Annotated in this window: 16 protein-coding genes; 12 read left to right on the plus strand and 4 right to left on the minus strand. The window is 58.8% G+C overall.

What is annotated here, in order from left to right; translation table 11 throughout:
• The first annotated feature begins 5 nt into the window (after positions 1–5).
• Genes J8G15_RS16905 through J8G15_RS16920 form a run of 4 tightly spaced genes read left to right on the plus strand, consistent with a single transcriptional unit; the run spans position 6 to position 2377 of the window.
• Positions 6–1292, plus strand: coding sequence for an NAD(P)/FAD-dependent oxidoreductase (locus tag J8G15_RS16905; protein ID WP_210543608.1), 1287 nt, complete (start codon positions 6–8; stop codon positions 1290–1292).
• Between the two features lie 44 nt (positions 1293–1336).
• Positions 1337–1561: a DUF2892 domain-containing protein gene (locus J8G15_RS16910; RefSeq protein WP_210543610.1), complete on the plus strand. Its 225-nt coding sequence runs from the start codon at positions 1337–1339 to the stop codon at positions 1559–1561.
• Between the two features lie 55 nt (positions 1562–1616).
• Positions 1617–2063, plus strand: coding sequence for an OsmC family protein (locus J8G15_RS16915; RefSeq protein ID WP_210543612.1), 447 nt, complete (start codon positions 1617–1619; stop codon positions 2061–2063).
• Positions 2064–2086: 23 nt separating this feature from the next.
• Positions 2087–2377 carry a metal-sensing transcriptional repressor gene (locus tag J8G15_RS16920; protein WP_210543614.1) on the plus strand — a complete coding sequence of 97 codons (291 nt, stop codon included), beginning with the start codon at positions 2087–2089 and terminating at the stop codon, positions 2375–2377.
• Positions 2378–2455: 78 nt separating this feature from the next.
• Here J8G15_RS16920 and mnmA read toward each other — a convergent pair whose 3' ends face one another.
• Together mnmA and J8G15_RS16930 are read right to left on the minus strand one after the other, a co-directional pair.
• A complete protein-coding gene (gene mnmA / locus J8G15_RS16925; protein WP_210543616.1) occupies positions 2456–3574 on the minus strand; it encodes a tRNA 2-thiouridine(34) synthase MnmA in 1119 nt (372 codons plus the stop codon).
• 25 nt (positions 3575–3599) lie between these two features.
• A complete protein-coding gene (locus J8G15_RS16930) occupies positions 3600–4094 on the minus strand; it encodes an NUDIX hydrolase (protein WP_210543618.1) in 495 nt (164 codons plus the stop codon).
• Between the two features lie 143 nt (positions 4095–4237).
• Between J8G15_RS16930 and J8G15_RS16935 the strand changes: the two genes are divergently transcribed.
• From J8G15_RS16935 to J8G15_RS16955, 5 genes are all read left to right on the plus strand, one after another.
• Positions 4238–5368, plus strand: coding sequence for a Re/Si-specific NAD(P)(+) transhydrogenase subunit alpha (locus J8G15_RS16935; RefSeq protein WP_210543619.1), 1131 nt, complete (start codon positions 4238–4240; stop codon positions 5366–5368).
• 28 nt (positions 5369–5396) lie between these two features.
• Complete coding sequence (locus tag J8G15_RS16940; protein ID WP_210543621.1) at positions 5397–5717, plus strand: NAD(P) transhydrogenase subunit alpha; 321 nt, start codon at positions 5397–5399, stop codon at positions 5715–5717.
• Positions 5714–7150 (plus strand): NAD(P)(+) transhydrogenase (Re/Si-specific) subunit beta, encoded by a 1437-nt coding sequence (locus J8G15_RS16945; RefSeq protein WP_210543623.1) that lies wholly within the window; start codon positions 5714–5716, stop codon positions 7148–7150. The genes J8G15_RS16940 and J8G15_RS16945 overlap by 4 nt, the downstream gene beginning before the upstream one ends.
• A gap of 115 nt (positions 7151–7265) precedes the next feature.
• The gene (locus J8G15_RS16950) at positions 7266–8939 is read left to right on the plus strand and encodes a long-chain-fatty-acid--CoA ligase (protein WP_210543625.1); all 1674 of its coding nucleotides are present in this window, start codon (positions 7266–7268) and stop codon (positions 8937–8939) included.
• Positions 8940–9701 carry a 5'-methylthioadenosine/adenosylhomocysteine nucleosidase gene (locus tag J8G15_RS16955; RefSeq protein WP_210543627.1) on the plus strand — a complete coding sequence of 254 codons (762 nt, stop codon included), beginning with the start codon at positions 8940–8942 and terminating at the stop codon, positions 9699–9701.
• Between the two features lie 37 nt (positions 9702–9738).
• On the opposite strand, the gene corA is transcribed toward J8G15_RS16955, so the two are convergent.
• Positions 9739–10725 (minus strand): magnesium/cobalt transporter CorA, encoded by a 987-nt coding sequence (gene corA, locus J8G15_RS16960; protein ID WP_210543629.1) that lies wholly within the window; start codon positions 10723–10725, stop codon positions 9739–9741.
• 137 nt (positions 10726–10862) lie between these two features.
• Positions 10863–12089: a patatin-like phospholipase family protein gene (locus J8G15_RS16965; RefSeq protein WP_210543631.1), complete on the minus strand. Its 1227-nt coding sequence runs from the start codon at positions 12087–12089 to the stop codon at positions 10863–10865.
• A gap of 195 nt (positions 12090–12284) precedes the next feature.
• On the opposite strand from J8G15_RS16965, the gene hpf reads away from it, so the two are divergent.
• The 3 genes from hpf to hprK all read left to right on the plus strand — a co-directional run bounded on the left by hpf (position 12285) and on the right by hprK (position 14161).
• Positions 12285–12614, plus strand: coding sequence for a ribosome hibernation-promoting factor, HPF/YfiA family (gene hpf / locus J8G15_RS16970; protein WP_210543633.1), 330 nt, complete (start codon positions 12285–12287; stop codon positions 12612–12614).
• Between the two features lie 93 nt (positions 12615–12707).
• On the plus strand, positions 12708–13175 hold the full coding sequence (locus J8G15_RS16975) for a PTS sugar transporter subunit IIA (RefSeq protein WP_210543635.1): 468 nt from the start codon (positions 12708–12710) through the stop codon (positions 13173–13175).
• A 35-nt stretch (positions 13176–13210) separates the two neighbouring features.
• A complete protein-coding gene (gene hprK / locus J8G15_RS16980; protein ID WP_210543637.1) occupies positions 13211–14161 on the plus strand; it encodes an HPr(Ser) kinase/phosphatase in 951 nt (316 codons plus the stop codon).
• Positions 14162–14166 lie beyond the last annotated feature (5 nt).

The following is a 14166-nucleotide window of genomic DNA, read 5'->3' on the forward strand; positions in this document are numbered from 1 at the left end:
ACATCATGGCCCACATCGTCATCATGGGTGCTGGTATTGGCGGCGTTCCTGCCGCCTACGAGCTGCGCGAACTGCTGGACAAAGACGCGCACCGCGTGACCGTCATCAACGCCACCAGCTACTTTCAGTTTGTGCCCAGCAATCCCTGGGTCGGCGTGGGTTGGCGAAAACGTGATGAGGTGACTCTGGAGATCGCACCCTACCTGGCGAAAAAAGGCATTGACTTCATCGGCAAGCCCGTGACCCAGATCGACGCCGCCGCCAACCGCCTGACGGTGGAAGGCGGGGACACCGTGGACTACGACTATCTGATCATCACCACCGGCCCCAAACTCGCTTTTGACGAAATTCCGAGCGCCGGCCCGGTGCACGCCGGCGGTGGAGGCTTCACCCACTCGGTGTGCAGCGTGGACCACGCACAGGCCTTTTTTGCCGATTACGAAAAGTTTCTGGAAAACCCGGGCCCTCTCGTGATTGGCGCCATGCCGGGTGCCAGCTGCTTTGGCCCTGCCTATGAGTTCGCCTTCATTCTGGACACCGACCTGCGCCGGCGCAAGCTGCGCAACAAAGTGCCTATTACCTACGTTACCAGCGAGCCTTACATTGGCCACCTCGGCTTGGGTGGCGTGGGCGACAGCAAGTCCATGCTGGAGTCCGAAATGCGCGGGCGCGACATGAAGTGGATCACCAACGCCAAAACCACCCGCGTGGAAGACGGCAAGATGTTCGTCACCCAGCTCGACGACTTGGGCCAGCCCTACAAAGAGCATGAAGTGAACTTCAAACTGTCCATGATGCTGCCGGCCTTCAAAGGGGTCGACGCGGTGGCGGCCGTGCCCAATTTGTGCAACCCGCGTGGCATGGTGCTGATTGACGAGTTTCAGCGCAGCAAGGCCTACCGCAACATCTTCTCAGCCGGCGTGTGCGTGGCCATTCCGCCCGTGGAAGTGACGCCCGTTCCTACCGGCACGCCGAAAACCGTCTACATGATCGAAAGCATGGTGGGCGCCATTGCCCACAACATTGCCGACGAACTGGCCGGAAAAGAGCCCAAGGCCAAAGGCACCTGGAACGCCATTTGCCTCGCTGACATGGGCGACACCGGCGCCGCCTTTGTGGCTCTGCCGCAAATCCCGCCGCGCAATGTCAACTGGTTCAAAAAAGGCAAGTGGGTGCACTTGGCCAAGATTGCCTTTGAAAAGTACTTCATGCGAAAGATCAAAACCGGCAACTCCGAGCCCGTCTACGAAAAGTACGTGCTCAAGCTGCTCGGCATTGAGCGCTTGAAGTAGTCATCCCTTCACCCCTTTTCCCTTCAATCCACAGGAGTCTCCCCATGACTGTTCAACGCTATATTTTGGTTTTTGCCGGCCTCTTCATCATGATTTCCCTCGCGCTCGGCGTGGAGGGCAGCCCGCTGTTTGTCAGCAAATGGGCGCTGGCGTTTACCGCCTTTGTGGGCGTCAACCTGTTTCAGTCGGGTTTCACCAATTTTTGCCCGCTGGGCATCATTCTCAAAAAACTGGGTGTGCCAGAGTCGAAAATAGGGTGCGCCAACTGACAATGACCGCGCCCGTGGCTTCGTCCACCGGTTTTTTCACCGTTGAAGGATTTTCATGAGCGACACCGCTATTCACGTCCAGTTAAAGCAAAAACAGGACTACCAGTTTGACATTCACTTTGGCGGCACTGTGCCCAGCTTCATGGGTGATGAACCCGCCCCGCTGGGCGCCGGCTTGGGCCCGTCGCCGGTACAACTGCTGGCTGCGTCCGTGGGCAACTGCCTGTCGGACTCGCTGCTGTTTGCCCTGCGCAAATTCAAACAGGCGCCTGAGCCCCTCAGCTGCGATGTGCATGCCCAGGTGGGCCGCAACGCCGAAGGTCGCTTGCGTGTGCTGGAGATCAAGGCCGTACTGACCTTGGGCGTGCCGGCCGCCTCGCTGGAGCACCTGGACCGCGTGCTGAGCACGTTTGAGAGCTATTGCACCGTGACCCAAAGCGTGGGCCAGGGCATTGCCGTGGTGGTGGAGGTGGTGGACGCCCTGGGCCAAAAGCTCAAGTAATCGACCCCGTTGAGGAGAAATAAATGACTGCACTGACCAACGCTTCTGCCAGAACCGACGTTCTCAACCGCCTGCGACGGGCCGAAGGCCAAATCCGCGGCATTCAACGCATGGTGGAAGAGGGCGAAAGCTGCCTCAAAATCGGCCAACAGTTCTCAGCCGTGCGCAAAGCCCTGGACAGCACCTACCTGCGCATGACAGCCTGCTTCATGGAGCAAGAGCTGAAAAACTGCCTGAACCCCGACGAGGCCCAACAAGAAAAGCTGGACAGCATGCTCAAAGACATGGAAACCATGCTTGCGCGAATGGGTTGATTTCACAAGAGAAATAGGCCTCTAGCGCTTATTCCACCTGCGGGAGAAGCTATTGAAGTAATAGCGTTTTTCGCAACACTAGCCCGTGATCACCCCGCCGCCCAGGCACACGTCGTCGTCGTACAACACGGCGGACTGGCCGGGGGTCACGGCCCATTGCGGCTCCGGGAAGCGCAGGTGCGCAGTGGCGTCTTGTTCGCCCAAGCTTAAGGAGCACGGCGCGTCGGCTTGGCGGTAGCGAGTTTTGGCGGTGTAGGTGCCGGGCGCGGGGGCGACGCCTGCCGCCCAGCTGAGGTCTTGGGCGCTGAGTTCAAGCGACTGCAACCACGGGTGCTCGTGGCCTTGCACCACCCACAGCGTGTTTTTCTCCATCTCTTTGCGCGCCACAAACCAGGGCGCATGCTCGCCCCCGCCTTTTTGCGCACCTTTGGCCTTGAGGCCACCAATGCCCAGACCCTGGCGCTGGCCCAGGGTGTAGAAGCTCAAGCCCACGTGCTGGCCAATGGTGCGGCCTTTTTCGTCCTTGATCGGTCCCGGCTCTTTGGCAATGTACTGGTTCAAAAAGTCCCGGAACGGGCGTTCGCCAATGAAGCAAATGCCGGTGGAGTCTTTCTTTTTGGCGTTGGGCAGGCCAATTTCATCCGCAATGCGGCGCACTTCGGTTTTGTGCATCTCGCCCACCGGGAACAGCGTTTTGGAGAGTTGCGTCTGGTTCAGCCGGTGCAAAAAGTAGCTTTGGTCTTTGGACGGGTCCAGGCCTTTGAGCAGCTCGTGTTTTTGCGTGGCATCATTCAGGCGTACACGGGCGTAGTGGCCGGTGGCAATTTTCTCGGCGCCCAGGCGCAAGGCGTGGTCCAGAAAGGCTTTGAACTTGATCTCGGCGTTGCACAAAATGTCGGGGTTGGGCGTGCGCCCAGCGCTGTATTCGCGCAGAAACTCGGCAAACACCCGGTCTTTGTACTCGGCGGCGAAATTGACGTGTTCGATCTCGATGCCCAGCACGTCCGCCACGGCGGCGGCGTCCACAAAGTCGATGTTGGAGGCGCAGTACTCGGAGTCGTCATCGTCCTCCCAGTTTTTCATGAAGATGCCGATGACGTCGTAGCCTTGCTGCTTCAGCAGGTAGGCGGTCACCGCCGAGTCCACGCCGCCACTCAACCCGACCACGACACGTTGCCCAATAGATTGCTTGCTCATAGGATGCTGATTATCCGGTTGTCGCTCAAAGCGCGCTGATGACGCTGGAATCGGTGTGCACCAGATCCAGGGCATAGCGGCGCCCCGCCAGGTAGTCTTCCATGCAGCGCACCACCAACGGGCTGCGGTGGCGGCCCGCACTGGCACGCACTTCGTCAGGCGTCATCCACAGGGTGCGAACAATGCCGGTGTCCAGCGCCAGGTGGGTTTGCGCAGGGCCCACCGTGCCGCAAAAGGCGAAGCGCACGTAGGTGATGTCCTGCGCCGGCGACTCGCCCCGGGCGGGCCTCTCAAAGCGGGATAAATACACACCCACCAGTGCCGTGGGTTGAAACGAGTGGGTGGTCTCCTCTAAAGCCTCTCGGGCGCAGCCATCGGCCGGGCTTTCGCCAGGGTCCAGGTGACCGGCCGGGTTGTTGAGGCGAAGCCCCTCAATGGTGTGCTCCTCCACGAGCAAAAATTTGCCGTCCTGCTCGATGATTGCAGCCACGGTAACGCTTGGTGTCCAACGTGTATTCATGCTGAATTATCGACGCGGACCGCGCCTTTCGAGGCTTTTCGCCGGTGCGTCTGCCGGGTTTTAGCCTATGAGAACTGACGTAAATCTCATGTAAGCTCGGCGATTAGCTCACATCTGTAACCCTAACGACGAGGAGTCGCTCCATGCTGATTGGCGTACCCACTGAAACCACGGTGGGAGAAACCCGCGTTGCCGTGACCCCCGAGACGGCCAAGAAATTGAAGGCGCAAGGCCACACCCTGCGTATCCAGTCCGGTGCCGGAGTGTCCGCTAGCGTGACGGACGAGGCCTACACCGCTGTGGGCGCTGAGATCACCGATGCGGCAGGCGCCTATGCCTGCGAACTGGTGCTCAAAGTGCGGGCCCCGTCCGACGACGAGGCCACGCAGATGAAGCCGGGCACCACCTTGGTCGGCATGCTCAACCCGTTTGATGCGCCCGGCCTGCAACGCCTGGCCGACGCCAAGCTCACCGGCTTTGCGCTGGAAGCCGCGCCCCGCACCACGCGGGCGCAGAGCATGGACGTGCTCTCCAGCCAGGCCAACATTGCCGGCTACAAGGCCGTGATCATGGCGGCGGACAAATACCAGCGCTTTTTCCCCATGCTGATGACGGCTGCCGGCACCGTGAAAGCGGCGCGTGTGGTCATTCTGGGCGTGGGGGTGGCCGGCCTGCAAGCCATTGCCACCGCCAAGCGGCTCGGCGCGGTGATTGAGGCGTCCGACGTGCGCCCCAGCGTGAAAGAGCAAGTGGAGTCGCTGGGCGGCAAGTTCATTGATGTGTCGTATGACACCCCTGAAGAAAAAGAAGCGGCTGTGGGGGTGGGCGGTTATGCCAAGCCCATGCCGCAAAGCTGGCTCGATCGCCAAAAAGCCGAAGTGGCCAAACGCGTGGCGCAGGCCGACATCGTGATCAGCACAGCGCTCATTCCGGGGCGGCCCGCCCCGGTGCTGGTGACTGAGGAGATGGTCAAGTCCATGAAGCCGGGCTCCGTCATCATCGATATCGCGGCTGGCAAAGGCCCGGGCGGTGTCGGCGGCAATTGCCCGCTGTCGGAAGCCGACAAGACAGTGCTGAAACACGGTGTGACCATCGTCGGTGAGACCAATCTGCCCGCGCTGGTGGGGGCAGACTCCTCCGCCCTCTATGCCCGCAACGTGCTGGACTTTCTGAAGTTGATCATCAACAAGGAAGGCGCCTTGCATGTGGACATGGAAGACGACATCGTTGCCGCCTGCCTGATGGCCCAGGGCGGCGAAGTCAAACGCAAATAAGCCAGTTCAACCAGGAGCGAACCACACCATGGATATCTTGTCCCCCACGGTCACTAACCTGATCATCTTTGTGCTGGCGATTTACGTCGGTTACCACGTCGTTTGGACGGTCACCCCCGCCTTGCACACGCCTTTGATGGCGGTGACCAATGCGATTTCCGCCATCGTCATCGTGGGCGCCATGCTGGCGGCTGCGCTGACCGAAACCTCGCTCGGCAAAACCATGGGCGTGCTGGCCGTGGCGCTGGCGGCGGTGAATGTGTTTGGTGGCTTCATGGTCACCCGGCGCATGCTGGAAATGTTCAAGAAGAAAGAGAAAAAAGTCGCTGTGAAGGAGGGTGCGCAATGAGCCTGAATCTCGTTACCCTGCTGTACCTTTTTGCCAGCGTCTGCTTTATTCAGGCGCTCAAAGGCTTGAGCCACCCCACCACCTCGATTCGGGGCAATTTGTTCGGCATGATTGGCATGGCGGTGGCCATCGTCACCACCGCCGCGCTGATCTTCAAATTGGCCGATCAAATGGGCCAAAACGGCATGGCCGGCATGACCTGGGTGATTGGCGCCCTGCTGGTGGGCGGCACCGCCGGCACCATCATGGCCAAGCGCGTCGAGATGACCAAGATGCCGGAGCTGGTGGCCTTCATGCACAGCATGATTGGTTTGGCAGCGGTGTTCATTGCCGTGGCCGCCGTGGCTGAGCCTTGGGCCTTCAGCATTGCCGCCAAGGGCAGCGCCATTCCTACGGGTAATCGCCTGGAGCTCTTCTTGGGTGCGGCCATTGGTGCCATTACCTTCAGCGGCTCGGTGATTGCGTTTGGCAAGCTCTCAGGCAAATACAAGTTCCGCTTGTTCCAGGGCGCTCCCGTGCAGTTTGCCGGGCAACACAAGCTCAACCTGATTCTGGGCCTTGCCATGCTGGGTCTGGGTTTGATGTTCACCTTCACCGAGAGCTGGACCGCCTTTTTTGCCATGCTGGCGATTGCCTTTGTGATGGGCGTGCTCATCATCATCCCGATTGGTGGCGCTGACATGCCCGTGGTGGTGTCCATGCTGAACAGCTACTCCGGCTGGGCTGCCGCGGGCATTGGCTTCAGCTTAAACAATGCCATGCTGATCGTGGCCGGCTCACTGGTGGGTAGCTCGGGCGCGATTCTGAGCTACATCATGTGCAAGGCCATGAACCGCTCGTTCTTTAACGTGATCTTGGGTGGTTTTGGCGGCGAGGCCACTACGGCGGTCGCCGGTGCTGCCGTTCAGCGTCCGGTCAAATCCGGCAGCGCTGACGATGCCGCTTTTGTGCTCAGCAATGCCGAAACCGTGGTCATCGTGCCCGGTTACGGTCTGGCCGTGGCCCGTGCGCAGCACGCGGTCAAGGAGCTGGCTGCCAAGCTCACCGAGAAGGGCATCACGGTCAAGTACGCGATTCACCCGGTGGCCGGGCGCATGCCGGGTCACATGAATGTGTTGCTGGCCGAGGCCGAAGTGCCTTACGACCAGGTGCACGAGATGGAAGACATCAATGGCGAATTTGGCCAGGTCGATGTGGCCATCATCTTGGGGGCGAACGACGTGGTGAACCCTGCGGCGCATGTCAAAGGCAGCGCCATTTACGGCATGCCGATTCTGGAAGCCTACAAGGCGAAAACCATCATCGTCAACAAACGAAGCATGGCTGCGGGCTACGCGGGTCTGGACAACGAGTTGTTCTACATGGACAAGACCATGATGGTGTTTGGCGACGCCAAAAAAGTGGTGGAAGACATGGGCAAAGCCATCGAGTGATTCGTGGCGTGATTTAGAGGGTTCTCTCTCTGAACTCCTAGGGAAAACACAGGCGAGGCCGCCTGTGTCTGGGGCGAAAATGTCGCCCTTTGAATACGTAGATGAAGGCATGGACATGACAGATCGCATTTGGCTCAAAAGTTACCCCGAAGGTGTTCCTGCGGACCTGGACATGACGCAGTACACCTCCCTGGTCGCCCTGATGGAGGAGAGTTTCAAAGCGTTTTCCAGTCGCACTGCCTACAGCTTCATGGGCAAAGAGGTGACCTACGGCCAAACGGACAGCCTGAGCCAGGCCTTTGCGGTCTATTTGCAAAGCCTGGGCTTGGAAAAGGGCGACCGCGTTGCGATCATGATGCCCAACGTGCCCCAGTACCCGGTGGCGGTGGCAGCCATTCTGCGGGCGGGCTACGTGGTGGTGAACGTCAACCCCTTGTACACACCGCGTGAGCTGGAGCACCAGCTCAAAGATTCCGGCTCTAAAGCCATTGTCATCATCGAGAACTTTGCTGCCACGCTGGAAAAATGTCTGGCCGCCACACCGGTCAAGCATGTGGTGCTGTGCGCCATGGGCGATCAGCTTGGCTTGCTCAAGGGCGCCTTGGTCAATTACGTGGTGCGCCATGCCAAAAAAATGGTGCCGGCCTACAACTTGCCGACCGCGGTGCGCTTCAACGAAGCGGTGGCGCGCGGCAGCAGAGGCACAGTGAAGCCGGCGAATCTGACGCCTGATGACGTGGCCGTGCTTCAGTACACCGGTGGCACCACGGGCGTGTCCAAGGGGGCGGTTTTGCTGCACCGCAATGTGCTGGCCAATGTGCTTCAGGCAGAAGCTTGGAACGAGCCGGTCATGAAGCAGGTGCCTGCCAACGAGCAGCCCACCAGCGTGTGCGCCTTGCCGCTCTACCATATCTTCGCCTTCACGGTCGGCATGATGTTGTCCATGCGAACGGGCGGCAAGCTGGTCCTGATTCCGAATCCGCGTGACCTCCCGGGCGTGCTCAAAGAGCTGGCCAAGCATCGCATTCACAGTTTCCCGGCGGTCAACACGCTGTTCAATGGCTTGGCCAATCACCCCGACTTCAACACCGTGGACTGGAGTCATTTGAAGGTTTCGGTAGGCGGTGGTACCGCGGTGCAAAGCGCCGTGGCCAAGTTGTGGTTTGAGAAAACAGGCTGCCCCATTTGTGAAGGTTATGGCCTGTCCGAGACGGCGCCAATTGCGAGTTGCAACCCGGTGACCTCGAAGGACTACACCGGCACCATTGGCGTGCCAGTGTCCAACACTGCGATGAAGCTGCTGGATGACGATGGGCAGGACGTGCCCATGGGGCAATCTGGCGAGATCGCCATCAAAGGGCCTCAGGTCATGGCCGGTTATTGGCAGCGTCCTGATGAGACCGCCAAGGTCATGACTACCGATGGCTACTTCAAGACCGGCGACATCGGCGTGATGGACGAGCGGGGGTTCTTCGAAATCGTCGATCGCAAGAAAGACATGATTCTGGTCAGCGGCTTCAATGTGTACCCGACCGAACTGGAAGACGTCGTGTCTCAAATGGCGGGGGTGATGGAGTGCGCCTGTGTCGGTGTGCCCGACGCCAAAACGGGCGAGGCGGTGAAGTTGGTCATTGTCAAGAAAGACCCCGCTTTGACTGAAGCGCAAGTGCGCGCCTTCTGCAAGAAAAACCTCACCGGCTACAAGCAGCCCAAGGTGATCGAGTTTCGCGCCGATCTGCCTAAAACCCCGGTGGGCAAAATTCTGCGTCGTGAACTTCGCACCCAATAATTGAGTGTCACCGCCATCCTCAGCGCGCTGCCTGAAGAGCAGCATGGGCTGATTGAGCAACTGGTCGACCCGGTTCGCATCGTGCGTGCGGGCCGCGAGTTTTGGCGCGGTGAGCGTCAAGGTCAACCGGTGGTGCTGGCCTTGTCCCGTGTGGGCAAAGTGGCCGCTGCGACCACCGCCACGACGCTGATTGAGGCCTTTGGGGTGAGTCGCGTGGTGTTCACCGGCGTGGCCGGTGGGGTTGGCCCGGGCGTGCAGGTGGGCGATGTGGTGCTTGCCACGGGCTTTGTCCAGCATGACATGGACGCGTCGCCCTTATTTCCTCGCTACGAAATACCGCTGTCTGGTCGCGCCAACTGGCCCTGTGATGATTCCCTGAGTGCTCTGCTTCTAAAAGCAGCTCATCAAGGGCTGACGGGCGCTGAGGGTGAGTTCGCCTCCCATGCTCGCTACGGCAATGCCCAAATTCATAGCGGCATGATCGCCACCGGAGACCAATTCGTGTGCAGTGCCAGTGCCGCTTTACAACTGGTGAATGACCTGACGGTGGCGGGCATGCCGCCCTTGGCGGTGGAGATGGAGGGTGCTGCGGTGGCGCAGGTGTGCGCGGACTATGGAGTGCCCTTTGCCGCAGTGCGCACCATCTCGGACCGGGCTGACGACCAGGCCCACGTCGATTTCCCCGCCTTTGTGGCCGAGGTGGCCAGCCCATATGCCCGGGCCATTGTCCATCAGCTCATGGATTTGCTATCGTTACAGTAGCTGCCATCGCAGGCAGAATAAGCGGTAACGCCTCTTTTTACTTCAACCAACCGCGTTTTCGGAAGTAGATCATGGGAATCACGGCACTGCTGACCATGACCGCCAAGGCGTAGGGGTAGCCCAGTGCCCAGTCCAGTTCCGGCATGTATTTGAAGTTCATGCCGTACAGACTGGCAATCAGGGTCGGGGGTAGTAGCGCCACGCTGGCCACCGAGAAAATCTTGATGATCTTGTTTTGGTTGATGTTGATAAAACCCACTGTGGCGTCCATCAAGAAGTTGATCTTGTCAAAAAGAAACGCGGTGTGTGAGTCCAATGAATCAATGTCGCGCAGAATCTGGCGCGCATCTTCAAACTGATCGCTGCTCAGTATCTTGCTGCGCATCATGAAGCTGACGGCACGGCGGGTGTCCATCGCGTTGCGGCGAATGCGACCACTCATGTCTTCGTGCCTGGCAATGGCCCCCAAAACCTCGCCGGCCATGGCATCCGTCACGTCGCCGGAAAGCACCTTGCGGCTGACCTTCTCCAAATCGTCGTAAATGTCTTCCAATGTGTCTGCAGAGTATTCGGCGTCGCCGTCAAACAGCTTCAGCAGCACTTCTTTGGCGTCTTCAATGAAACCCGGCGCCCGGCGCGCCCGCATGCGCAGGAGCCGAAACACAGGCACGTCTTCGTCGTGAATCGAAAAGAGCACCCCTTTGCTCTTGAGTTCAGGGTTATCCAGATTCAAAATAAATGCAACCCGCACGGTGTGGGGTTGCGCGTCATCGGGGACTAAAAAGTCGCTTCGAATATGTAGTTCGCCGTTTTCTTCCCGGTAAAAGCGGGCCGATTCCTCAATGTCCTCGTCCATCGCATCCGCCGGAATGGACAGCCCGTAGTACTGCATGATCCAGCGCTTTTCTTCCAGCGTGGGGGACTCCAGGTCTACCCAGATGGGCTTGAAACGCGACAACTCTTCCAGCGATTCAATTTCTTCCTGGCACAGTCGCCCATTGGCAAGCGTGAAAATATTGAGCATGAGGGACTCCCCTGGGTTACTGGCATCGGGTGGTTTGGGGTGGGTCGGCTTTCAACCCCGATGCAGCGAAGGGGGGTGAAAGCTAGCGACTGGGACTGGATTCCAAGGCGTTGTCTCCGGGTAAATGGAATGGGAAATTATCGCACTGCGGCCAAGGCCGGCGACTTGAAAAAGTCGAGAAGCTGAGCTTTTTTAGCGTAGGCATCACTCTCGCCCATGGCGATCAACGCCTGCACGAAGTCAGGCTCGAATAGCAGGTAGCTGGCCAAGGTCCCGCCACCACCACGCAAGACGCCCAGGCCCGCCAAGGCGCGTCGGGTGGACAAGGGCAGTGCGCCCAGATGGGCTTGCGCCAAAGCATCCAGTGACTGTGTGGGCTGAATCAGCATGACGTCAATGCTTTTGAAGGGCAGATCGTCCGCGGTGCTTCTGGGCAGATTCTGGATGGTTTTCGTCACCCGATTGGTTTGCTCGACATCAGCTTGCAAGGTGTCGTGAAACACGCTGGCCATGGTGTGTCCCGCAATACTGGCCAGGGTCGGACCATGGGCGGCTGGGTGCGAGCCACGCCCGGAAAATCCTGATCGTTCCGGTTGACCGACGCCCACCACGAACACCTTCTGCGCGCCCAAGTGGATGGCGGGGGACAACGGCGAGACCTGCCGCATGGAGCCGTCCCCAAAAAACTCCGGTTGGCCGGCGGCCATGAGGCGTGTCGAGGGAAAAAGAAAGGGGATGGCGCTGGATGCCATCAGGTGCTCGGGCGAAATGACCTGAGCTTCGGCGCATCGGCCTGGTCGGCTCCAACCCAAAAAGCTGTCAGGCTGGGCAGTCTGGCAAAACGTGCGGTGCACGCCGCTGGTGTAGCTTGAGGCAGTGATTGCCAGCGCATCAATGGTTCGGTCAAGCAGCGCCGCCTCAATGCCGGGCAGCGACAGCGCTCGGCACAGCGTGTCCATCAATGGACTGTTATCGAGAATCGCACCATTGGCTCGCGCGTGCCGGGACAGGCTCCAGGCTGCCAAGTATTTGTTGAAACGCGTCCACCGGGAGACGTTGAGTTGGTAGACCCCCGATGATCGCAGGTCGCACCAGAACTGCGCCAGTTGCTCAAAAGCGGCCAAACCCTGCGTCGCATACCCTGCCAGGCACGCAGCATTGATGGCCCCTGCCGAGGTGCCCACCAGAATTTGAAAGGGAAAGGCGTTGGGCAACGACGCTGCGCGCTTGCCGAGAATCACCCCCAATGCCCGAAGCACACCGACTTGGTACGCTGTTCGCGCACCCCCGCCCATGAGCACCAGCGCTGTGGCCGGTCGGGGAGGGCGAAGCAGGCTGGCGTGCAAGACGGTTTCTAGGCTCATTCCTCACATTGTGCAGGGTTTTTCTCGGTGCCGGCAAGCACAAAAACCGCGCCCCGCAAAAAGCGTTTGTGCCCAATGAATAAGGGCTAATTTTGCTGCGCTGCGTCATAAAAAGGCGTTGCAAATACGGTTGATCGGGGGCATAGTGATTTGGACGACAGCTTTTTCAACCCCGAAAGCACTAGGAGGCAATTTATGAACTTGACGATCAGCGGTCACCACCTCGAAGTCACACCAGCCCTGCGCAGTTATGTCACGACCAAGCTTGATCGGATCATTCGGCACTTTGACCAAGTTGTTGACGTCAAAGTGTTGCTGACAGTGGAGAAACAGAAGGAAAAGGAGCGAAGGCAGCGTGCCGAGTGCAATATCCATGTCAAAGGATCTGACATGTTTGCAGAAAGCTCACACTCCGATCTTTACGCTGCCGTGGACGATTTGGTGGACAAACTGGACCGTCAGGTTGTGCGCCACAAGGATCGCCTGCAGGATCACCATCATGAGGCGCCCAAGCGCCTGATGTAACCCATCCCAATTTCCAATTTGGATCAGCCGCTCAGGAATTGAGCGGCTTTTTTTGTGTCCGTCTATGCTTGGGTGCATAATTCCCAACCATATATGAACCGTCTTGCTTCCATTCTGACCACTGATCAAGTGCTTGCGCACGTTGATGCCACTAGCAAAAAGAGAGCTTTTGAAGAGGCTGGCTTGCTGTTTGAGAATCTTCATGGTCTGAGTCGTGCCCTCGTTACGGACAGCCTCTTCTCTCGGGAGCGCTTGGGGTCCACTGGCTTGGGGCATGGTGTTGCTATTCCCCACGGCAGGATCAAAGGGTTGAAAGCGCCCATGGCGGCCGTTTTTCAGCTGGCACATCCGGTTAGTTTCGACGCGCCGGATGAGCAGCCTGTCAATTTATTGATATTTCTGCTGGTCCCCGAGGCGGCCACTCAAAAGCATCTGGAGATTCTGTCCGAGATAGCTGAGATGCTCAGCGACGCTGTATTGCGCGAAAAACTGGTGAACAGCGATGACGCAGTCCAGTTGCACAGTCTGATTGCCGGTTGGCAGTCTGCTCAAGCGGTCTGAGGCTGTTGTCTCGGCCCTGATTCACTGGAGTTCATTTGAAGCCCAATGTGGTCAGTGCAGATGTCCTCTTTGAGGAGTTCCGTGCCATATTGAAGTGGGAGTGGGTGGCCGGTCTGGGCGCCTCAGAGCGCCGCTTCGATGAAGTGGCCGTGAGCGCTGCGACATCTGGAGCCGACTTGGTCGGCTACCTCAACTACATCCATCCCTACCGCGTTCAGATTCTCGGTGAGCGAGAGATTGCCTATCTCGCCAACTCAACTCCCGAAGACTGTGCCCGGCGAATCTCCCGCATCGTGACGCTGGAGCCGCCAGTCTTGGTACTGGCCGATGGAAAAGTGGCGCCAGAAGCTCTGCTTTCCATGTGCGAGCGGGCCCAAATCCCCATGTTTGCCACCCGCGACTCATCGGCGTTCGTGATCGATGTGCTACGTGCCTACCTGTCTAAACATTTTGCGGACCGCAGCACGATGCATGGGGTCTTCATGGATATTCTTGGCTTGGGTGTTTTGATTACGGGCGAGTCTGGACTGGGGAAAAGTGAATTGGGGCTGGAGTTGATTTCTCGCGGCAATGGCTTGGTCGCTGACGATGCGGTCGACCTCTTTCGTATCAATCAAGACACGATTGAGGGGCGGTGCCCTGAATTGCTAATGAATCTGCTGGAGGTGCGCGGCATTGGCTTGCTCGATATTCGTGGCATTTTTGGTGAGACCGCCGTCCGTCGGAAAATGCGTCTCAAGATCATCGTTCATCTGGTACGTCGAGAAACCATGGAGCGGGAGTACGAGCGCATTCCCTATGAGCCACTCACCCAGGATGTATTGGGTGTGCCCGTTCGCAAGGTCGTGATTCAAGTGGTTGCCGGCCGCAATATCGCGGTTTTGGTGGAGGCCGCTGTGCGCAACACCATTCTTCAATTGCGCGGAATCGACACCTACCAGGAGTTTGTGGAGCGCCACCAAAAAGCCATGGGCGGCGGCGAGTAAGCTTT

Source organism: Rhodoferax sp. PAMC 29310 (assembly GCF_017948265.1).
In the GTDB taxonomy this organism is placed as follows: Bacteria; Pseudomonadota; Gammaproteobacteria; order Burkholderiales; family Burkholderiaceae_C; genus Rhodoferax.